Origin of the sequence: Sphingobacterium sp. UGAL515B_05, assembly GCF_033097525.1 — a bacterium.
Classification (GTDB): domain Bacteria; phylum Bacteroidota; class Bacteroidia; order Sphingobacteriales; family Sphingobacteriaceae; genus Sphingobacterium.
The window spans coordinates 1,008,157-1,030,316 of record NZ_CP109907.1 but is presented as its reverse complement, the minus strand read 5'-3'; the positions used below and the strand labels follow the sequence as shown (position 1 = coordinate 1,030,316).

Genomic DNA, 22,160 nt, shown 5'->3' with positions numbered 1-22,160 from the left:
TTTCCGAATGTTAAAATGATGCACTTATGCTAAATCCTAAAGAACGGACTCCTGGAAGAGCGCCAAATTCAATACCTTGCGCATTACCAATACCATTGACAGCTTCTGGATTTAAATTATCCGGTAGGCTGGTGTATAGATAGAATAAATCGCGACCGATCAACGAGGCGGACATTCCTTGGAAGAATTTTGTTTTTTGAACGACCGATTTTGGAATTTGATAGGTCAATCTAACCTCACGTAATTTGGCCCATGAGTTTTCTAACACAGCCAGACTACGTGGCATCGGTATATTAGACCATGCTGCATAAGAACCGGCGTATTTCCACATGTAGTGGACAACATCCTTGTTCTCGGAACCATCTTCAAAAACACCATTAAGAATAACACCATGATTTGCTTTGGTTCCGTCGGGATAAGTATATGCTAAACCACCGCCATCTCTTTCCAATAAGGTTTCCGGAGCTAATCCATTACCCATCGCAGTGGAATAGCTTCCACTCCAGATATCTCCACCCCATTTGAAGTCAACAAGTGCATAGAGTGAGAAATCTTTGTAACGAAGGTTTGTGCCTAACCCGCCCGTTAATTTTGGATTCGCATTTCCAATGGGTACTTGATTGGTCGTCACTTTGTAGCGCGTACCCGTAGGGTTACCCTGTCCGTCCAACACACGCTCAACAATTGGCTGACCAGTTTTCTCATGGTATGCAAAGTCTGTTCCATAGATAGTTCCAAAATTGTCTCCAACTTTAACTTTCATCGTAACACCCTCATTTCCGAACATTTCATCTAAGTAGTATTCGTCAATACCTGGAGCCAACTTAACGAGTTTATTTCTGTTGTGTGCACCGTTAAGCGTTAAATCCCAGGAGAAATCCTGTGTTTTGATCGGAGTGGCTCTTAAAGTAAATTCATAACCTTGGTTTTGAAGCTCTCCAGAATTTGTCCGTACCCCTGTCACACCGGATGATGGAGCGACATTTAGGTCGATAATCTGATCGGTTGAATTAACTTTGTAATAGGTAAATGTTAATCCCAAACGGTTTTTCAAGAAGCTCAGGTCTGTTCCGATCTCATAGGATGTAGAGCGTTGGGGTTTCAATAGATCTACAGGAAGTAGATTGTTGGAAATTTTTCTCAGGGCTTGACCATTGAATGTTCCGGTTGCGTAGATATAGGATGTTTGATAAGGTTTGGTTCCGATTGCACTTTTTGCGAATGCAGCACGCAATTTACCATAATCTAACCAGCTGGGTTTGTTGTTCCACTTCTCTGTGAAGACATAACTCAAAGATGCTGCCGGGTAGTTATAACTCCTTGTTTTGCTCGGTAACGTTGAAGCCCAGTCATTTCTAAATGTTCCTTCGAAGAAGAGGAAGTTGTCATACGATATGTTGGCAATACCGAAAAGAGAGTTAATCTGTTGTTCCATTCGCTCCTCAACAGGGATAAATCCGGATATGGAACCCGTTTTGTTTATATTGGCAAGATAAAATAAAAACGGATCATTGAATGGGCCTGCGTTGAATCCCTGTATTCCGCGGTAATTTGATTTCCATGAACTGGCACCTGCCGAAATACTTCCACTGAATTTAGATCCATTTAAATTATCTTTATGTGCCGTCGCTAGGAAATCGAGGTTACGATCGGTGGATTTATAGAGTTCATGCCCATATTGCCCTTGCAGTCCTTCTTTATCAGTAGGATAGTATTTCTTGTCAAATTCATCCGAAGAGAAATTTCCGGAAGCTCTACCCATTAAGGTCAGCCAGTCTGTTAATTCTGCATTTAACTTGACGGTTCCTAAGAGCTGGTCGCGATTTAACTCTGTATTATTCATGAAGATATTCCAGTATAAATCTTTTCCATAGCCGCCATAGGGGTATCCCATATTGTAAACTGATCCATCCAATAAGTTCTTGCTGCCGTCAGCATTGCGGTAAATATCCTTTTCAAGATTTTTATAATCTCTAGACATACCGTATGTCGAAAATTTACCCCATGAGTTGTTGCTATTCCCTACATCTGGAGAATTCAGGCGGTAGTAATTAATGTAACTAGCAGAAACATCCGCGGTAACTTTTTTAGATATTTTGACGTTGGTTCCTAAGTTGAAGGTGTTGTTATTAAAGTTACTATTGGGAATAATGGAGGTGTTATTTTGGCGGGTGTAGGATAGACGGACACTTCCGAGGTCATTCGCACCACTGAAGGCAACATTATGGGTTTGGGTATTTCCTGACCGGTAAAATGATTTGATATTATCGGGCTGAGGAGAATAGTTCCGTTTTGTTCCATCCCACCATAGGATTTCTTGACCTTTCATTTCAGCTCCCCAGGAGGCGCCTGTACCATACCAGCTAAAATAATCCCAGGTGTTTTTACCACCGGGTACCGCACCATGGCTTAACCATTTTTGATCCGTAATATTGGTGCCCGACCAAGGGTCTGCGCCTGGATATCTCACTTGGCCTTTAGCATCCACTGGCAGAGTAGGTACGGCTGAATAGAGTGCAATTGCGCCGCCGTAACCATATTTATTCTGCATGTCTTGGTAGCGATAGGGATCATTCGAACGGAAGGAATAGTTATAATCAATTCCGAGCCCCTCTTTTAGCTTTCCTTTCTTTGTCGTGATCAGGACTACACCATTACCACCACGTGCACCATATAAAGCAGCGGCAGTAGGCCCTTTAAGGACACTGACTTCTTCAATATCATCTGCATTTATGAAGTTTAGTATGGATCCCCAATCCTGATAAGAACCATTTGCTTTGGTGATATCATTTCCTTTGCTAGTAATTTGATTGTTATCTATCGGCATTCCGTCAATAACGTATAACGGTTGGTTTGCTCCTGTAAGCGAAGCTGCACCGCGTATCACAACACGTTGTGATCCACCCTCAACCCCATTTGACAAACTGATGTTCATACCGGATACTTTTCCCATGAGTCCAGTAGCCACGGTAGGTGCATTGGTTTGTGTCAGTTCTTTTCCACCGACTTTTTGGACGGAATAGCCGAGCGATTTGGCTTCGCGTTTGATTCCCAGTGCGGTAACAACAACTTCATCCAGGGTAGAGTCATCGTTGGAGAGGATGACATCATAATTTGTCGTGTTTGTTACCTGGATTTCCTGTGGTTTATAGCCTACAATTGAGATCCGTAACGTTTCACCTTGACTAGCTCGGATGGAGAAAGTTCCGTTATCGCTGGTTTGTGTTGCCCGGTTTGATCCCTTTACTGAAACAGAGACTCCAGCGATAGGTCCGTTTGCATCCCTTACCGTACCGGTGAGAGATTGCTGTGCGTATAGCGATGTAACACTAAAGACAGTGCACAGTGCTATTCCTGCAGCTTTTTTTTGAAATAGACTCATAGAATAGGTGTTATATGAAATTGATTTAGTTTATAATGTTATCGATCAGATGATCCGCAACCAGCGCCGCAGTTCCCATTTGCTGTGCATCTTTATGAAGTGAAGATATTTCAATGGTTGTCATCTTCGCTATTTTTGGGATACTGAATTCGTTAATGGCAACCTGTATTTGAGGCGCTATGATATCTCCCACTTCAGCACCGCGTCCACTGATTATTATTTTGTTCGGATTGAGGATATGCAATAATGTTGAAATCCCTTTGCCTAACATGTAACCTATTTTTCCGAGGTTATTGATGGCAATTTGATCCCCAAGTTTTGCAGCTTCAATTAAAGCATCAGATTTATTTTGACCTGCTTTTGCGAACGTGGAGTAGATGGAATACTCCCCATTTTCGATATCAGATTCTGTATTTTGTATTGCTGCATTTAACGAGGCTTCAACTTCCAAACAGCCTCGTTTGCCACAGGAACATAGGGTGTTTTTGTCCGAAAGCGGGATGTGGCTGAATTCGCCGGCAAAACCAGTTGCTCCTTTAAAAATTTCACCATTTATGATGATCCCAAGACCGACACCCCAGTTGAGATTGATGACCAGTGTATGTGCAATATCAACACCATGGCCAAATTCTTTTTCGGCCCACGCGATACACCGTGAATCGTTATCAATGACGGTGGTGATATTTAGCCTTTCTTCAATCTGTTTGTAAAGATGATGGAGTGAAGAATTTTTTGGATAGGAGTCGTTTATTTTTTCTTCAGGATTCACGAACCCGGGCATGCTGATGCCTACACCGATGATATGTTTTACGTCGATTTGATTTGTTGCTATGAGCTGCTCTAAATGTTGGAGAATCAATTCTCCGGCATTCTGTTCTTTCAGGTTGATAGCGACATCTTTGTGTTGCGCGATGATATTGTGGCTCAGGTCGGATATCGTGAAGGAACTGTAGTACTGGTCAATTGCAATACTTGCAATTAAATGCGGGAGCTGCTTATTTAAACCATATTGTGACGCTCGTCTTCCTCCTGTGGATTCTCCAAGACCGTTGTCAAGGATAAGGCCTTCTTTAACAAGCTCGTTAATCGTTTTTGTAACAATTGGGGTGCTTTTGGAAAGATTTTTTGAGATTTCAGCAATAGATTGCATCTCATTATAATATAATAATCGTAATATGTCAGCTTTCATCGTCGGTATAATTGGCTTGTGAAAGAAATGGTTATAATTGTATTATAAAGATAAATAATTTTTATTGTAAGTTCAAAATACTTTTTAAAATAGTTTAAAAAGTAGAAAGCCTAGAGTTTTGATCTAGGCTTCCGTTTACTCTATAAGATGATGTGCTATTCGAAATTGGAATTGCTCCAATAAGGGTTGACATTTCTTAAATTTTGCGGTACCCAAAAGATCGGGTTTGTGAAATTATCATCCGATTTGACTTTTGCATAATTGTCTGGATTTGTTTCTTGCTCCCCTGTGGGGTATCTAAGACGTTCAGGAAGTGGTTTCATCACTTTTCCGTTGAAGGTCATCGGTTCCAATTTTGGATGTCTCGTACGACGCAGTTCGGTCCATAATTCGTAAGGGCACATGATATTCAGGTGAATATACTTTTGCTGCATAATAATTTCGAGTTTATCATCTGTGCTTGTTTTCGCATTGTATTTGGTGGCAACAATATTGGCATAGCTCGAAACTGTTCCTGCGTCTGGTTTTGTCGGGTGTAATATCTTTTGGCTTGTTGCGAAAGAACTTTCTGCGTTGCGCGCATACCAAAAATCTGTAGAGTTGCCGATTGCATTTTTGATGTGCTCACTTGCGGTTTTTCCTGTATTACCTAAGTTTTTTAATGAGATTTCAGCAAGTACCAAATCGACTTCCGCTTTGGTCATCATATACACAGGAAATACATTATTCATCGTAATCGTCGCAAAATTATAAAACGATTTGGAATTTTGTTTGAAATGCTCATTAATATCTCCGTCCAATCCTCCAGTATAGTATTTATCTCCAGCGGTATACGGTGCTTTTTGAGCGTCCGCATTCATGCTGACCCCTCTATAATCGCCAATACTATTTGCGAAATCACTGTATTTGGTCGGAAATGCTATAACAGGTAACCTAGGATCATCTGTTCCGGCTTCGTATTTCGTAGTACCATAATTCATTCGTTTCATTATGATATCGGTAATAAAAGTTCCAGGCCAAGCTTCGAACAATCCTCTTGTCCATTCTCCACCTCCTTTTACATCCAATTTATAAGGCATTTGCCAAACCATGTCAGTCTGTGGTAAATTGTTTTTGGACAATACATCGTTAATATGTGTCTTAGCAGTAGCTTCATCTACACCAGAAATGCGAAGCGCATATTTCAAACGTAGAGCGTTCATATATTGGATCCATTTATTAATATCCCCATGGAAGGCGATATCCTGATTTTGGAAAACAGCAATAGCCGAAGGAGTCATTTTCGACTGGACCGCTGGCAGTTCTTCCGAGATTTTCTTTAAATCGTTTAAGACGCTGATATATATATCTTTGGGGTCGTCATACTTTGGGAAAAATACGCGTTCTTTTCCGCGAAATGCTTCTGAATAAGGAATTGCATTGTAAAAATCAACAGTCATTAATGCAGCATAGTCCTTGATAACGGTTATTAGATGATAATAGATAATATTATTATCTAATTCTTGTCCTGAAACCTTACTTAGGTTGTCTTGAATAACTGGCCAAGCATTCGCGTTTTTATAAAAGCTCCCAAATCTATTTTGCCATAATTGATTTTCGCTACCGAAAGCATTTGCACCCGAGAGATCATCGTATAATCCAAACCAAGCATAGCGATCGGTAATGTAACGTTGTGATACTTGGGAATATCCGGATACCCCCAAAGCGCCCGTACCAGCAATTTCCCACCACCATTCGCCATAATCTTGGACATAAGTTTTCCATTTATAGAGTGTTGAAGAGAATAAACCGCTAAATAGATTCCCAGTTTTGTTGTAATTTTCTGGATTATAAAACTCTTTATCTAATGTCTTTTTGCATCCACTAAATAGGATACAAGCGGAGGCTAGTAATACTGATATTTTTTTCATAATTGATTTTTTTCTGGTTAAAAACTAACATTAACTCCAAAAGTAAAAGTTCTAATAGAAGGATAGAATGAATTTTCGATGTAAGACTGCGCGCCTAGTGCAGCTTCTGCGTCAATGTTTGGAATGCTCTTATAAAGGTAACCAAGATTTCTCGCCGCTGCTGTCAAGGTTAACTTCTGAAGTTTGAGATTGTTTGCCCATCGTTGAGGAATAGTGTATGAAACAGATATTTCTCTAAATTTAATGTAATCGTTTTTATACAAACGATCTGGTGGCCATGATGTACCGAGGTCGTTTATGTATGTGCCATAATAGGTTGGCGCGCTAACAATTTGGCTATTTTTTACATAAGAGCCGTTTGCTTCCATGACACCGTCCAAAATTATACCATCGTGATAAATGATTCCATCTTTGGAATCCGATGGAGCTGCTGCGTTATGTTGAGTTTGAATAAATTTGTTGTTTTTGTCGATATAATAAGCAACTCCACCATGTTCTTCGTCGCGACCTGGTAAACTTTGTTTAATAACACCAGTCCCCATTAAATAATTGTTTGTATACGAAAATACGGATCCGCCAAACTTGTAATCCAATCCAAGGTGGAAATTAAATCCCTTGAAAAAGAAGTCATTCATAAATCCTCCGAAAATATCTGGATTGACATTTTTTCCAATGTAAGAGACCGCATCAGATAATTGGTATAATCCGTTTGGACCAACAATTTTATTTCCACTCTCATCGCGTTTATAGTCGTATGCTCTGATTTCACCAATCCGTTCACCCTCTTTACCCCAGACTTGGAAACCACTATTTCCTGTAATGTATTTTTGCTTGAGCCCCGGATAAAGTGCTACGATTTTTGAAAATTGATTTGCGGCTGTTAATGTTAAATCCCATCTGAATTTTTCGTTGGCAATCGGTGCAGCTTTGATAAATAGTTCATGTCCCCAGTTTCGTAGGTCACCTGTGTTGATGCTTGCCATAGGATAGCCTGTTGTGGGGGATATCGTCTGTTGAATGATCTGGTTGTAGGTATTGTTGTTATAAAATGCGTAATCAATCTCTAAACGGTTATTTTGAAACCATCTTGTATTAAAGCCTAGTTCTATTTCTCTTTTTCGGAATGGTTTTATTTCTTCTAAGAAGAGAGATTCTGGAGGTGTAACTGAAATTGGGCCATACGAATATGGTATTTGGCTGACTCTGAATGAATTATCTGCAAAATAGCGGTTTCCTGTTGCGGTAAAAGGTCCTCCGCCGACATTTGCCCAGGCTAGTCGAAGTTTTCCGTACTGTAATTTAGGAATTTTAAAATCATTGGAGAAATTCCAGGTATAGGAAAGACCAGGGTAGAAATATGAATTTTTAGGGGAACGTAACGTCGAATTCCAATCGTTCCGAGCTTGAATTTCTAGATAATGACTTTCTTTATAGGATAATGTAGCTGATCCTAGGACGCTGTATAAAACGTCAGATCCTCGACCATTGTTCATTACTTGCCCCCTAGATCCCGCAGATGGCCAATTAGCAATGTTTGCGTTGTTTAATGAGAACCAATCTGGATAGAGTAATCCCATATTACCCGTTGAGGTATACATGTTGTTGTCGGTAATTTTTTGATATGCTCCACCGACGAAACCGAATAGATTCCAATCCTTATTGAAGGTATTTTCATATTTCATGAGACCTTGGTAGTTTTGGACGGTGGTATTTCTTTTGGTCCATTTATATCCACCGCCTATTCTGTTTGGTGTCAATCGTATGATTTTATCTTCTGTAATGAAATCCGTATTGGTATAATCAATGGAAGCTTGGCCTATGAAAGAAACATGCGGGCTAAACCGCAAGGTGGTCTTTATGGAGCTGACCAAGTGGAATTTTTTATCTTCGTCCTTATTGTCATTTTGTTCCCATAAGATATTAGATGTTGCATTTGGCCAATATCCAGGAGAACTTCCTGATAGACCATATGGCTCTAAATCTTTTCGAAAACCATCTGCATCATGATAAAATCCTTTGATCCAATTGTAATCATAATCTCTATTTAAGCCTGTAGCCACCCATTGTTGAATATTTGGGCGCCTGTTGGTGGTATTTATGCTGTATAAATTGTTGACAAATTCAAAACTGGCAAATTTTGAGGGCATGAAGTTTCCGTTGAAACTAAAGGTATTTTGTTTCTGCTTGAAACCTGGTAAAATATCGTTGTATGTGTTTGTGGTGTATGATGCACGAGCACTACCAATCTCACCCCCGCCAGCTACAGCAATATTTGTTCTATTATTAACTGCGGTTTGAAAAAAATCGATAAAGTTATTAGGATATGCGGTGTATTTGCCCATTGTGCTATCATAGAGCATAATGTCTGAATTGTCAAACTTAGGACCGAAGCTAAATCGGCTTAAAGGAAGCTTTCGAACTTCTTTACCGTTGACTGTTGCATATTGAAGATCATTGGTAGAAGCCCCTGATCCATAATCGTTTTGGAAATCGATGTAGGTAAACGGTTTGTCAATACTAATTTGTTGGTTGACCTGGATTCCTAAACCTCTCGTTTTTCTACCGCTTTTTGTTGTGACTAACACAACACCGTTTAAAGCTTGACTTCCGTAGAGAACTGTTGCTTTTGCGCCTTTTAAGATCTCAATGGACTCGATATCTTCGGCATTCAGATCGTTGATGCCTGATCCCATATCAAAAGAATTCAATGGATCATATCCCCTAGATTCCATGGATGTGCTTTCATCGTAAAGTGGTACACCGTCAACAACGAATAATGGACGAGTATTTGTACCAGATTCTAAACCCGCTGCACCGCGGATACGAATATTCACACCGCCTGTTGGACCAGCTGAACCAATATTAATACCAACACCTGCTGCTTTTCCGTACATAGCCAAAAAAGGGTTTTCTGTTGCTCCGGCTTTTAAAAGATCATCAGAAGAAATAGTTGCGGTCGCATAACCTAAAGATTTCTTATCTCTTTTGATCCCCAGGGCTGTAACAACGACTTCATCTAAAGAAGATTCATCGCTTTCTAATTCGATTTTGAGGGTGGTGGAGGAGCCGACAACAATTTCCTGGGTTTTGTAGCCTATCATTGAAATTCGGATTGTCTGCCCTTTTTCGGCATCAATTTTAAATGATCCGTGTTCATTGGTAAGCGTTTTGACAATAGATCCCTTGACTGCTACTGTAGCTCCCGCCAAAGGGCCTGTTTTGTCCGAGACTTTTCCGGAGACCGTTTGTTGCGCATAGAGGGATGTTGCGCTAAACAGCGTGCATAGGGCTAAGCCCGCACTTTTTTTGTAAAAGACACTCATTTTCTATTATTTAAGGTTAATAAAGTTGTTTAGAGATTGGCAAATCCATGGGATTACCCATCATGTTCACTGTTAATCTAAGGTACTTTTGTTAATAATTTTTTTACTGATCAGACGGTTATTTCTGAAGCTGTTATTTAAACAACAAAATATGGTTAGTATAAAAGTTGTTGGCTAAAATTAGTCAATTACTGTTAAGTTCCAAATACTTTTTAAATATTTTTAAAAAGTATTTGATTCTTAGTCATTAAATGCATGCAAACGTTTGTTATTGTAACAATGTTATGATTTGACTTTCCTGTTTATGCAATTAAATTGTAGATTAGGCATAAAAATGAATGTCAAATAGCTTATATTTACCTTTTAATTATACAATCTGATTATGAAACAACGCTATTACTCCTTGGATGTCTTTCGTGGGGCTACTGTGGCACTGATGATTATGGTGAATAATCCAGGGACATGGGCTCATATGTTTGCACCGCTAAAACATGCAGAATGGCATGGATGCTCGCCTACAGACCTGGTTTTTCCTTTTTTTCTTTTCGCAGTAGGTAATGCCATGTCTTTTGTTATACCTCGTTTGCAAGAGGCGGGACCGGCAGTATTTTGGCAAAAGGTAATCAAACGGACGGTCCTCATTTTTGCGATTGGACTTTTCATCAATTGGTGGCCTTTTGTGAAATGGGATGGTGCAGCATTGGTGTTTAAGCAATGGGTGGACGGAACGGATCCGAGCCGGGGAATTCGTATTTTTGGTGTACTGCAACGTATTGCTGTGGCCTACTGCTTTGCGTCGATTCTCGCTTATTATTTTAAAGAAAAAATGATTATCTGGATCTCGGCAATCATACTGTTGTTGTATTGGGCAATTTGTGCAATAGCCGGAGGAGCAGATCCCTATAGCTTAGAAGGCTGGTTCGGTACACAATATGATATAGCAATCCTGGGTTTGCCGCATGTCTACAAAGGGGAGGGGGTGCCATTTGATCCTGAAGGGCTGATGAGTACCTTGCCGACAATTGTTCAGGTCGTCTTTGGCTATTTAGTTGGTGTATTTATTAAAAAGCAAGGTCAGGTGGATTGGCTGTGGTCCAAAGTACCGGCCTCTAATGAGCCCCATTTTAAATTGCTGGCGGGGATGTTTGTGACCGGATTTATTTTGGTCGTATTGGCTTGGATATGGGCCTTGGGTTTTCCGATCAATAAAAAAATATGGACGAGTTCCTATGTGCTCTATACAACAGGTTTGGCAACCATGACACTAGGTGGTATGATCTGGTTTATTGAAGTGCAGGGTATCAAAAATAAATTGACCCAGTTTTTTGATGTTTTTGGTAAAAATCCGTTATTCATCTTTGTATTGAGCGGTATTCTACCACGCTTTTTGGGATTGTTCCGTATTCCTGATGGTGTAAAAGAAGATGGTACGCAAAAATATGTCGACGCTTTTGCCTGGTTCTATAAATACGTTTGCGCGAAAGTCCCTGGGATACCAGAAGTTGGTTCTTTTGTCTATTCACTATGTTTCTTAACGTTGATGTGGGTAATCTGCTATTGGTTGGACAAGAAGAAAATCTACGTAAAGGTTTAGTCGTAGCTGAACCTTTGCTTATTAAATTATTTTGGCACTCAAAGATTTTTGCTATCTTTGCAGCCAATTAATAAAATTTTTAACGCTTTAATATTATTCAGGAAATGTATTTAAGTAAAGAGTACAAAGCTGATATCTTCGCAGAATTTGCTGGATCAGCTACAAACACAGGATCTACTGAAGGTCAAGTTGCTTTATTCACTAAGAGAATTGCTCACTTAACTGAGCACTTGAAAAAAAACAGAAAAGATTTCGGTACACAACGTGCCCTACAAATGTTAGTAGGTAAACGTCGTTCATTATTAGCTTATCTTTACAAAAAAGATATCAACCGTTACCGTGCGATCATTAAAGGTCTAGGTTTACGTGATATTATCAAATAAGCTTTAATACAAAGGTGTTAAGAAAGCCATCCAATTTTTGGATGGCTTTTTTTATTGTGCTTATCGTGACCGAATTTTTATAGGACTTTTCGCGTCAGCATGGTTGTTTTCTGTTCGTCATGGCTTTTGCAGTTGTTCAAGACGTCCTGAGATTAGCGGACGAGATTGGCCTACTTGTCCTTTACTTCAGTTTCGCTATTTAGTCGTTATTTCATCGCTTTTTCCTCGGAGCTTATTCGTTGTTTCTTCGCTTCCAACCGAAGAAGTACCGAACAAGCTCCGAACAAGTACCGAAGAAGCACCGAAGAATCTCCGAAGATGATAGCCATGTCTTATACTGAAATAGGTTTACATATTACCCCATCCTGAGAAAAGTTTACATTTTGTCTTATACTGCGCAATAGGCTAGATTCCTCGTTATAATTGATAAGCCTTTGGAAGCCTTTTCGAGAAATAAGAGAACTTGAGAAGACTTCAATCGATTCATTGGCTGACAGACTGGGGCAATTGCTACCGTATTCCGAGGGTTTGATGATTTAGCCTGCTGTGAATTGCATTAATCTTAATATTTTAATTTACCTTTGTGCTGAAATCTAATGTATTTAAAATATTGGCATGCTGCCAACAAGATGAAAAGCATGTCGCAAACAAGATTAAATGAATTACAACGAAATTAAAACGACCATCGATATGGGTAATGGCACCCAGATCGAATTGTCTACAGGGAAATTGGCAAAACAGGCTGATGGGGCTGTAGTATTAAAACAAGGTGATACGATGTTGCTTGCAACAGTTGTTTCAGCTAAAGAAGCGAAATCTGGCGTTGATTTTTTACCCCTTTCTGTAGATTATCAAGAAAAATATGCGGCAACTGGCCGTATTCCAGGAGGTTTCTTACGTCGTGAGGCTAGATTATCGGATTATGAGGTATTGATCTCACGTTTGGTAGACCGTGCATTACGTCCTTTGTTCCCTGAAAATTATCACGCAGATACACAAGTTGCAATCAGCTTGATTTCGGCAGATAAAGATATTATGCCTGACGCTCTAGCGGGCTTGGCAGCTTCTGCAGCTATTGCTGTTTCTGATATTCCTTTCAATGGACCAATTTCTGAAGTTCGTGTTGCGAAAATTGACGGTCAGTTGGTGATCAACCCAAAATTGTCTGAGCTTGAAAATGCAACTTTAGAGTTTATTGTTGCTGGTTCGGCACAGGATATCGGTATGGTTGAAGGTGAAGCGAAAGAAATTTCTGAAGCTGAAATGGTAGAAGCAATTGCTTTTGCTCATGAAGCTATCAAAAAACAAGTTGCTGCTCAGGTAGAACTGGCTAACTTAGTTGGTAAAACTGTGAAGCGTGAGTATAACCACGAGCCTGAAAACCTTGAATTGAGAGATGCTATTTTTGCAGCTACTTACGATAAAGTTTACGCTATTGCAAAATCTGCTTCTGCCAAACATGACCGTTCTGAGAACTTCGCAAAAATCGCGGAAGAGTACAGAGCGACAATGCCTGAGGAATTGGATGATGATACCGCATTCTTATTTAAAAAATATTTCCACGATGTTCAGTATGATGCTGTCCGTAACCTAGTTTTGGATGAAGGTATACGTTTAGATGGCCGTGATGTACGTACTGTACGTCCGATCTGGTCTGAAGTAGATTACTTGCCTGCTGCACACGGTTCGGCTGTATTCACACGTGGTGAAACACAATCATTGACTTCGGTTACTTTAGGCGCTAAAGACGATGAGCAAATGATCGATGGTGCTTTTATCAACGGTTATAATAAATTTATTCTTCACTACAACTTCCCTGCATTCTCTACAGGTGAGGTAAGACCTAATAGAGGTCCTGGCCGTCGTGAAGTTGGTCACGGTAACTTGGCTATGCGTTCATTGAAACAGGTACTTCCTGCAGACAGTGAAAATCCATATACGATCCGTGTTGTTTCTGATATCCTGGAATCAAATGGATCTTCTTCAATGGCTACGGTATGCGCTGGTACATTAGCACTTTTGGATGCCGGTGTGAAATTGAAAGCGCCAGTTTCAGGTATTGCCATGGGATTGATTTCTGATGAGAAAACTGGTAAATACGCGATCTTATCGGATATCTTAGGTGATGAAGATCATTTAGGTGATATGGACTTTAAAGTAACTGGTACAGAAAAAGGTATCGTTGCTTGTCAAATGGACTTAAAAATCAATGGTTTGAAATGGGAAGTGTTGACGCAAGCTTTGGATCAAGCAAAAGAAGCGCGTTTACACATCTTAGGTGAAATGAAGAAAACAATTTCTGCTCCACGTGAAGACTACAAACCACATGCACCTCGTATCGTTCAATTGTTGATCGATAAAGAATTTATTGGTGCTGTAATCGGACCAGGTGGTAAAATTATCCAAGAGATGCAACGTGAGACCGGTGCTACAATTTCGATCGAAGAAGTTGATAACAAAGGTGTTGTTCAAGTATTCGCAGATAATAAAGCCGCTATCGATGATGCCGTAGGTCGTATTAAAGCAATCGCTTCTAAACCTGAAATTGGTGAAACTTACGAAGGTAAAGTGAAATCAATTATGCCATTCGGTGCTTTCGTTGAAATCATGCCTGGTAAAGATGGTTTATTGCACATCTCTGAAATCGACTGGAAACGTCTTGAAACAATGGACGGTATCTTCAAAGAAGGTGATAAAGTAACGGTTAAATTGTTGGATATCGACAAACAAGGTAAAATGAAGCTTTCGCGTAAAGCGTTATTGCCTCGTCCTCCGAAAGAAGACAAACCAAAGCAGGATAAACCTGCTGGCGAAGCTCCTGTAGCTGGCGCTGGCCAAGAATAAGGTTATCTTTCAAATGATACGAAAAGCCCGCGTAAAGCGGGCTTTTTTTGTAACCTAAATTAAATTTGATGTTTTTAGAATGATCCGAGTTAATAGGAGGGAAGTCCTAAATCGAATGCTATTTGTCCAATAGCGTAAAATTATCTTTATGTGCAACAGATTGCCCTGCTGTCACTACCGTTAGCTTCATTGCACCTGGAGATACATTTGAAGGTACGGTAACTAAGATTGTATTCGACGTTACGCTATTAGGAGCTACGGCAATTGAACCGAATTTCACGATAGTGTCGTAACCTTGAACAAAGCCTGAACCTTTGATCGTTAACACTGTTCCCGGTACCGCAGATGTCGGACTAAAGGACGTAAACGAAGGGCCAACGACCTCAAAGTCGCCGGGAATGGTTACTTTTTTATTTGGGAATTCAACGCTAATCTTAACATTACCTTCGCTCATTCCATAAGGAACGGTTACCTGTAGATTCGTCGGCGAAGTTGCAGTTCCACCGCCTTGTACAGAACCGAAATACACTGTATACCAATTTCCGGCGATAAAACTTCCGGAGATATTGATCAGCTGAAGTGAACTTCCAGACTTAGGAGAAAAATTCGAGGCTGAATAGCCCAAAATTTTCAACTTTTTAGGAGCTTGTACTTCATGTGGCCCAACCTTTAGGTAAAGGGAATAATCTCCTTCTGCTATATTATCCGGAACATTGTAAGTGTATGTTCCTTTATCATAGAAATATGCATCACCATAGCTTCCTGTACCTAATTTCACTAAAGGGCGGCCCTCACCGCCATCATTAATCGGCGGGAAGTTCGTCCCACGAAGCATGATAGATTGTCCTGGATAAACGGATTCGGGTGATATTTCGCTGATTACCGGCGGAGTTACTTTAAACGTTCCCAGCACTTTTTTCTTTCCATTAATGGTTATCGCAAGATCTGAACTTTCCTTGGCTGTGAAGGGGACATTTATGGTTCCGTAATAGTACGAAGGATTAATGAGTTGATTTCCCATTTCAACCTGGATATTTGAACTGCCAAAATAATCAGGTAAATTATCGCCAGTGAATTTTAATTCTGAGCCCACAGGCCCGGATTTAGGAGAAAAATCCTTAAAATTCGCGAGTATCTGGAAAGAACTATTGCCGGCTGGAGTAGATCCGATCTGAATAGAAACATTGACAGAATTTCCATGGCTGGCTTGTATACCACTTGGTACCTCTGCACTTATTTCAGTTGGACTTACTGAAACAGTCTTTGCTTTGATATTACCAATTGTAACAACGGTATTGTTTGCTGTCGCATCGAAAAAAGTACCTGTGATTTTTACGACTTCGCCCGACATGGCCATTTTTGGTGTAATGTCTCCCATAGAAGGACTAGGAAGGTTGACACTAAGCATTGTGCCAAAAACAGTGCCCCTGGAGTCTCGTAAGTAGGAGCGTACCCAAACCGTATTGTTGTAGGAGTACGGTAATGTCCCGTCAACCCTAATCTGTTTACGAAACTCTCCTTCCTTAGCATCTTTTCCCAAGGAAACTTTTATGCCCTTGTTTTCTCCTATTTCCTGGCTAGTATTATAAATAAATCCATAATCCTCTATCCCTTCACTCCCCCTTTTAGCGATATTACCAACAACTTCAAATGAAGTCGACGATTGAGCTTTAACTGACAGTGTCTGAATTGCTGGTGGCGTAAAGTCATCCTTCTTACACGATGAAAATAGTCCAAATAATGAAATAAAAACAATACACAGTATTTTAATCCCTTTCATAATGATCAATAAGTTTATTGTTTTTAAAATGCGTATCCTACTCTCAGACCATTCACCAATGAGCTCTTAAACGTCTTGGTTTTGTTTTCCGAGATATAAGAGCCATAACCAGGGTCAGTTCCCGTTACTGTGATATCAGGTTTTTTATACTTTGTCTGTAAATAACCTAAATTAAACTCATAGCCAACAAACAGGCCTTTGGAAACATAAAAGTCAAATCCGGCAACGGCATAGGCACCAAATCTTGTATAAGCATTTGGGACTAATTGCATGGACGAATAATAGCCATTGTTGGTCTGCTGATAGATAACTTCCATCCAGGCATTCTTTAGATTCATCGTATATGCGCTGGTAGATAGTTCCTGTTTACTACTTTTAGAGCCGATGGAGAGGTCAAATCCAATGTAAGGAGACAGTCTGGAGCTTCCTTTAAAATGTTTTTCAATACCAATATTGAGATCAAATCCTGTACTCTTTTTGGTATTGGAGTTAAAATAACCATTTGTGCCGTAGGGATTTCCATAATTTGCTGCAGAATCGAGCACATTGATTCCAATTCCCAAACGTAAAGCAAGGTCATCCTGAACAAAATACCGCCCTTTGATCTGATTTAGAGCATTGTTTAAGCTCAGATTTCCTTTAAATGGATTGAAGTTCAATTCAGTAACAAAACTACCTTTTCTAGATTTAACGCCTTCGATGTCTTTGTCAAGTGAGGTCTGCGCATAGGCAATTCGAGCTGCTCCCAATAATAGGATAGCCGATAAAATTCTTTTCATAAAATATAATAAACTAAGAGGATAAATATACTGCTTTGTGGGCGTTTCACAAATTTTTTATTAAAGTTAATTGAATAAGATAAAGAGAATCGGTTATATACAGTTTATTAGGGGGCCAAGCATATAATACTGCTAGGTTGATCTTTTACAAGAAGCCGATGATTTATATCATAGTGGCTTGAACAATCGGCGTGATTTTTTGAAGATAAAGATCTGTATTGAGGGGAGAACTGTAGAAATAATTCTTAGAGAGTCTCTCTATTCTAAAAAGTAAATATTTGTATAATAGAGTCTGAATTAATCTTGAGAGGGGTACAAAACAAATCAGGCTGTCAATTCGACAGCCTGATTTGTTCTTTTATAACATGATAACACCTTTTATCTTCGCTACTTCTTTGTAGTAGTAGATGACCTGATCGGCATCTTTTACGTTCAAGTTTACCGTAATTGAAGTATACTTACCTGTTTTGGAGTCCTTGAAGTCAAATTGAGCACCTGTGTCATCAAATACGCTCTGGATCTGATTGAAGTGGTCCTGATCTTTTGGTAAGATAAATTTATACGTATAGTCCTTTGGAAATGTTTCTAAGTCTTCTAAGCGCTCTTTGAAAGTTTCATAGAAGTCTTTTGGATTATCACCTCCGTCAGGGATATCTTGTATATTGATGTTTTTGTAATCTGCCATGTTTTATTTCTCCTTAAATATGTTGTTAAGGTATTAACAAATATTAATCCAGTAATGTTTTACTGACAATTTTTCAGTTAATTATTGTCAATACTTGAAGGCCAATCGGCTTTGTTTTTACCAAAGTTTTTGTTTGGCGTGGCACTCATCTCGATTTCCATCTGTCCGCCTTCTAAAAGCTGTGCATGTGTAATGAACGACTTCGCATAAGGTTTACCATTCAATTTGATCGATTTAATGTATTGATTTGATTTACCTTGATTTTTAACATCGATCGCTAACGTTTTGCCATTTGGTAAATTGATGTTCGCATGTTGCATCATCGGTGATCCGAAGACATAAACACCACTCATTGCATTCAGTGGATAGAAGCCCATTGCTGAGAACACATACCAGGCACTCATTTGTCCGACGTCATCATTGCCACATAGACCAGCTGGACTGTTTGTGTAAAACTCCGTCATCGCTTTACGGGCTAAAGCTGCACCTTTCCAAGGTTGTCCAGCGTAAGCATATAAGTAAGGGATATGGTGATTTGGTTCGTTCCCTTGCGCATATTGGCCGATTAGTCCTGAAATATCTGGAGAAGCTTCACCACCAAGATCAGATGACATGGTCGTAAAATAATCCAGTTTTTTCAAAAATTTCTCCTCGCCACCGAAAAGATTGATCAGACCTTTGACATCTTGAGGTACTAACCAGGTATATTGCCATGCATTTCCTTCGCAATAATCATTCTCACGGTGTTTGGCCATCAATGGGTCGAAAGGTCTGCGGAACTCGCCATTGGCTTTTTTACCGACGAAATGACCTACTTCTTTGTCAAAATACTGCTCGTACAGTTTGTAGCGTTTTTTGAAATAGGCAGCGTCTTCTGTTTTACCTAGCTTTTCAGCAATTTTATACGCACCAAAGTCGGCAATCGCATACTCTAATGCCCATGCTACAGACTCATTCGGCATGCTGTCGATCGGAATGTAAGTCAGTTCACGTGCATATTTCAGGCCATGATCGTTGCCCATGGCTGTTGTCTTAACAGCCTCCCAGACCAAAGAATAATCTTTCTCGTCAATGATCCCTTTTAAGAAGGCATCGGCAATGACTGGAATCGCAGGTAATCCAACCATTGTATTGGTTTCATTACCTTGTAAGTGCCACATTGGCAATTTACCTTGTTGTTGGTAGATCGCCAACATGGTTTTGATAAAATCTTGGTTGATTTTACGGTCTTCCAAGATCGTCATCAAAGGATGAAGGCCACGGTAAGTATCCCAAAGCGAAAATACCGTATGGTTGACAAAATCCTGCTTCTCGTATACTTGTTTGTCAGTTCCTAAATAATCGCCATTGGCATCGTTGAAGATGGTAGGAGCGAAGTAGGTATGGTATAATGCGGTATAAAAGATTGTCTTCGTATCTTTGTCGGCTTCAAATTGAATCTTATTTAAGGTTTTGTTCCAACGTTGATCGGCTTCTTGTTTTACTTTTTCAAAATTCCAGTTTGGAATCTCCGCATTGATATTGTTCAGGGCATTGGTCGAGCTTACGGGAGAAATACCGACTTTAAGCTCGATGGTTTTGTTTTTAACAGCATCAAAGAATAAAGCTGCTTTGATTGCCTGTCCTTTAAATGTTGTTTGGCCTAATTTTTCTTCTTTACCGTCGAAAAATCTTACTTTTTGTATCGGCTGGGAAGTTCTGATCGCAAAATACAATTTTTGGTCAGTTGCCCATCCTGTTGAAAAGCGGTAACCAACAAAGGTTGAGTCGTTCACCTGTTTGATGTAGGTGTCTGTCGGTTTATCCCAATTGATATGGTAACCTAAGTCGACCAAAATATGCGCATTGTCTGTTTTTTCATAGCGATATTGATGATAGCCAACACGTTCGGTTGCTGTCAGGTTGGCCTGTACCTGATAGTCATCTAAATAAGCGCTATAGAATCCGGGTTTGGCAACCTCATTTTCCTTTTTGAAGGAAGAGCCATAACCTGTATTCATTTTATTGAATTCCGCTGGCGTTAATTGTAATTTTCCGTTGGCTGGAACGATCATGAGGTCGTTGAGGTCACCGATACCTGTTCCGCTCAGATGGGTATGGGTAAAACCCAAAATTTCCTGGCTTTTGTAATTGTATCCACTGCACCAGTCCCATCCGTTGAACTTGTCCCAAATCTGTGGAATTTGGGTAGGCCCCAATTGTACTGCACCTAAAGGTACGTTGGCACCAACAAACACGTGGCCATGATCCGCGGAACCAATAAAGGGGTTGACATATTGTGTAAGATTTTGCTGGGCTTGCGCACAAAATGGCAAAATTAGTGTGCCCAACACTGTTTTGAATAGTTTATTTCCTGTCATAGGTTTTGTTCGGGTATTTGAAAACTGCTTAAAATTAGTAAATAAAACCTTTTAGCGCAATTTTATTATTATTTTAGTAAATTGTCGTTAAATTTTTTACTTTAGTAAGCTTCGTAATAAAAAACTTAACAAACCTACTACTACTACATGAAGAAACGTATTCTGATCAGTGATATCGCAAAGGCGTTGGGGATTTCTGTAACTACTGTGTCCTTTATTTTGAATGATAAGGCAAAAGAAAAGCGTATTAGTGAGGCTTTGACTAAGCGGGTTTTGGACTATGTCAAAAAGGTCGGCTATAAGCCCAACGAATTGGCGAAAAGTCTGCGCACAGGGAAGACAAAGATTTTGGGTTTAATTATCGAAGATATTTCCAATCCCTTTTTTGGGAATATTGCTCGTCTGATCGAAAGTAAGGTCTATGAGCAGGGCTATCGTATTATTTATTGTAGTACCAACAATGATGTAGAAAAAGCGAAAGAGTTAATCCAGATGTTTTACGATCGTCAGGTAGATGGTTTTATTATTACGCCTTCCGATGGTTTGGAAGATACCGTAAAACAGTTGCAGCAGAATAATATTCCGGTTGTGCTCTTTGACCGTTATTTTCCGGGTCTTGAAACAGACTATGTTGGTGCAGACAATTTTCAGGGGGCCTTTGATGCCAGTAACCATTTGTGTCAACAAGGTTATAGACGTATCGGATTTGTATCGCTCTATTCGGATCAGACCCAAATGAAAGAGCGTTCAGATGGCTATATGAAGGCTATGGATAATAATAAGCAACAAAGTTTTATTCAAAAGATTCAGATGGATGCTTCGGATGAGGAAGCAATGGAACTATTGCGGGAATTTATCTGTGAAAACAGGCTGGATGCCGTTTTGTTCTCAACAAACTATTTGGCGATTTCAGGCTTGAAGGCTTCCAAAAAATTTGATTTTACGATGCCGGCGGTGATTGCTTTTGACGACCATACGGTTTTTAAATTAGTGGAACCTTCTATCACGGTTGTATCGCAGCCGATCAAGGACATTGCGGAGAACCTGATCAATATTTTGTTGCTGCGTCTTCAGGGCAAAATAAAAGCAACACGTAGAATGGTGTTGCCTTGTGAACTGAAAGTTCGTGAGTCGACTAAAGTGAAAGTTACTTCTTAGTATCGGCTACAAATTTCATTGAAATAGAATTAACGCAGTGACGCGTGTTTTTTGTCGTAAAGCCTTCTCCGAGGAATACGTGGCCTAAATGCGCGCCACAGTTACTACACAGGATTTCAGTGCGGCGGCCATCTGCATCGGTGATCCTTGTAATTGCCCCAGGAATTTCATCATCAAAACTTGGCCAGCCACAGCCAGATTCAAATTTTGACTCCGAGCGGTATAGTGGGCTGTCACAACGACGGCAGATATACGTTCCTTTGAGCTTATTGTCTAAAAGTTCGCCGGTAAAAGGCCGTTCAGTTCCCTTATGTATAATAATGTATTCCTCTTCTTTACTTAACGGGTTGTATTTTTTGTTTGTTTCCATTGTTTTCTTGTGTTTAGTCTTGAAGCTGGCTTTACTAGGAACTACCCAATAGGAATGCGTTATTCTTTCGATATAATGAGCTATTCCTTCTATATAAAGACATCATCCAGATTTTTTTATTGTTAGCTCGGGACCTGACCCTGACCAGATCTCCATTCATCTTGATAAAGTTCTCGATTCGTCTTATAAAGGTACGGAAATTAGGACGAAAAAAAACTTTTTGTGTCTTCTGCGATCCACTATTTTGAGTATTTTAAATTGTCATGGAATTGTCTTATATTTGAGTGGCTATCCAAATGAAAAGTTGTAGCGATGGAACCACTTTAATAGCTTAATGCTGTTTTTATCCTTGTTTAAACGCATTTGTTTAGAATGATTATAAATTGATATTAAAGGTCACAAA

The 22,160-nt window shown here is 39.7% G+C and carries 13 protein-coding genes; 4 read left to right on the top strand and 9 right to left on the bottom strand.

Annotated elements, in window-relative coordinates; translation table 11 throughout:
* Positions 1-10: 10 nt before the first annotated feature.
* The 4 genes from OK025_RS04115 to OK025_RS04100 all read right to left on the bottom strand — a co-directional run bounded on the left by OK025_RS04115 (position 11) and on the right by OK025_RS04100 (position 9,804).
* Positions 11-3,382 (bottom strand): SusC/RagA family TonB-linked outer membrane protein, encoded by a 3,372-nt coding sequence (locus OK025_RS04115; protein WP_317668421.1) that lies wholly within the window; start codon positions 3,380-3,382, stop codon positions 11-13.
* 25 nt (positions 3,383-3,407) lie between these two features.
* Positions 3,408-4,571 carry an ROK family transcriptional regulator gene (locus tag OK025_RS04110; RefSeq protein WP_317668420.1) on the bottom strand — a complete coding sequence of 388 codons (1,164 nt, stop codon included), beginning with the start codon at positions 4,569-4,571 and terminating at the stop codon, positions 3,408-3,410.
* A 155-nt stretch (positions 4,572-4,726) separates the two neighbouring features.
* Positions 4,727-6,481, bottom strand: coding sequence for a SusD/RagB family nutrient-binding outer membrane lipoprotein (locus OK025_RS04105; protein WP_317668419.1), 1,755 nt, complete (start codon positions 6,479-6,481; stop codon positions 4,727-4,729).
* A gap of 17 nt (positions 6,482-6,498) precedes the next feature.
* Positions 6,499-9,804 (bottom strand): SusC/RagA family TonB-linked outer membrane protein, encoded by a 3,306-nt coding sequence (locus OK025_RS04100; RefSeq protein ID WP_317668418.1) that lies wholly within the window; start codon positions 9,802-9,804, stop codon positions 6,499-6,501.
* 382 nt (positions 9,805-10,186) lie between these two features.
* On the opposite strand from OK025_RS04100, the gene OK025_RS04095 reads away from it, so the two are divergent.
* The 3 genes from OK025_RS04095 to pnp all read left to right on the top strand — a co-directional run bounded on the left by OK025_RS04095 (position 10,187) and on the right by pnp (position 14,625).
* Positions 10,187-11,398 (top strand): acyltransferase family protein, encoded by a 1,212-nt coding sequence (locus OK025_RS04095; RefSeq protein WP_317668417.1) that lies wholly within the window; start codon positions 10,187-10,189, stop codon positions 11,396-11,398.
* A 104-nt stretch (positions 11,399-11,502) separates the two neighbouring features.
* Positions 11,503-11,781 carry a 30S ribosomal protein S15 gene (gene rpsO / locus OK025_RS04090; protein WP_046674145.1) on the top strand — a complete coding sequence of 93 codons (279 nt, stop codon included), beginning with the start codon at positions 11,503-11,505 and terminating at the stop codon, positions 11,779-11,781.
* A 657-nt stretch (positions 11,782-12,438) separates the two neighbouring features.
* Positions 12,439-14,625 (top strand): polyribonucleotide nucleotidyltransferase, encoded by a 2,187-nt coding sequence (gene pnp / locus OK025_RS04085; RefSeq protein WP_317668416.1) that lies wholly within the window; start codon positions 12,439-12,441, stop codon positions 14,623-14,625.
* A 118-nt stretch (positions 14,626-14,743) separates the two neighbouring features.
* On the opposite strand, the gene OK025_RS04080 is transcribed toward pnp, so the two are convergent.
* The 4 genes from OK025_RS04080 to OK025_RS04065 all read right to left on the bottom strand — a co-directional run bounded on the left by OK025_RS04080 (position 14,744) and on the right by OK025_RS04065 (position 20,229).
* Complete coding sequence (locus tag OK025_RS04080) at positions 14,744-16,405, bottom strand: IPT/TIG domain-containing protein (protein ID WP_317668415.1); 1,662 nt, start codon at positions 16,403-16,405, stop codon at positions 14,744-14,746.
* Between the two features lie 23 nt (positions 16,406-16,428).
* Complete coding sequence (locus OK025_RS04075) at positions 16,429-17,184, bottom strand: hypothetical protein (RefSeq protein WP_317668414.1); 756 nt, start codon at positions 17,182-17,184, stop codon at positions 16,429-16,431.
* 358 nt (positions 17,185-17,542) lie between these two features.
* Complete coding sequence (locus OK025_RS04070; RefSeq protein WP_046674143.1) at positions 17,543-17,869, bottom strand: DUF493 domain-containing protein; 327 nt, start codon at positions 17,867-17,869, stop codon at positions 17,543-17,545.
* A 77-nt stretch (positions 17,870-17,946) separates the two neighbouring features.
* Positions 17,947-20,229, bottom strand: a complete 2,283-nt coding sequence (locus OK025_RS04065; RefSeq protein ID WP_317668413.1) for a GH92 family glycosyl hydrolase — start codon at positions 20,227-20,229, stop codon at positions 17,947-17,949.
* 147 nt (positions 20,230-20,376) lie between these two features.
* Here OK025_RS04065 and OK025_RS04060 point away from each other — a divergent pair, with 147 nt between their 5' ends.
* On the top strand, positions 20,377-21,387 hold the full coding sequence (locus tag OK025_RS04060) for a LacI family DNA-binding transcriptional regulator (RefSeq protein WP_317668412.1): 1,011 nt from the start codon (positions 20,377-20,379) through the stop codon (positions 21,385-21,387).
* On the opposite strand, the gene OK025_RS04055 is transcribed toward OK025_RS04060, so the two are convergent.
* Entirely contained in the window at positions 21,377-21,820 is a 444-nt protein-coding gene (locus tag OK025_RS04055; protein WP_411567697.1) for a methionine-R-sulfoxide reductase, read from the bottom strand. The genes OK025_RS04060 and OK025_RS04055 overlap by 11 nt on opposite strands.
* Positions 21,821-22,160 lie beyond the last annotated feature (340 nt).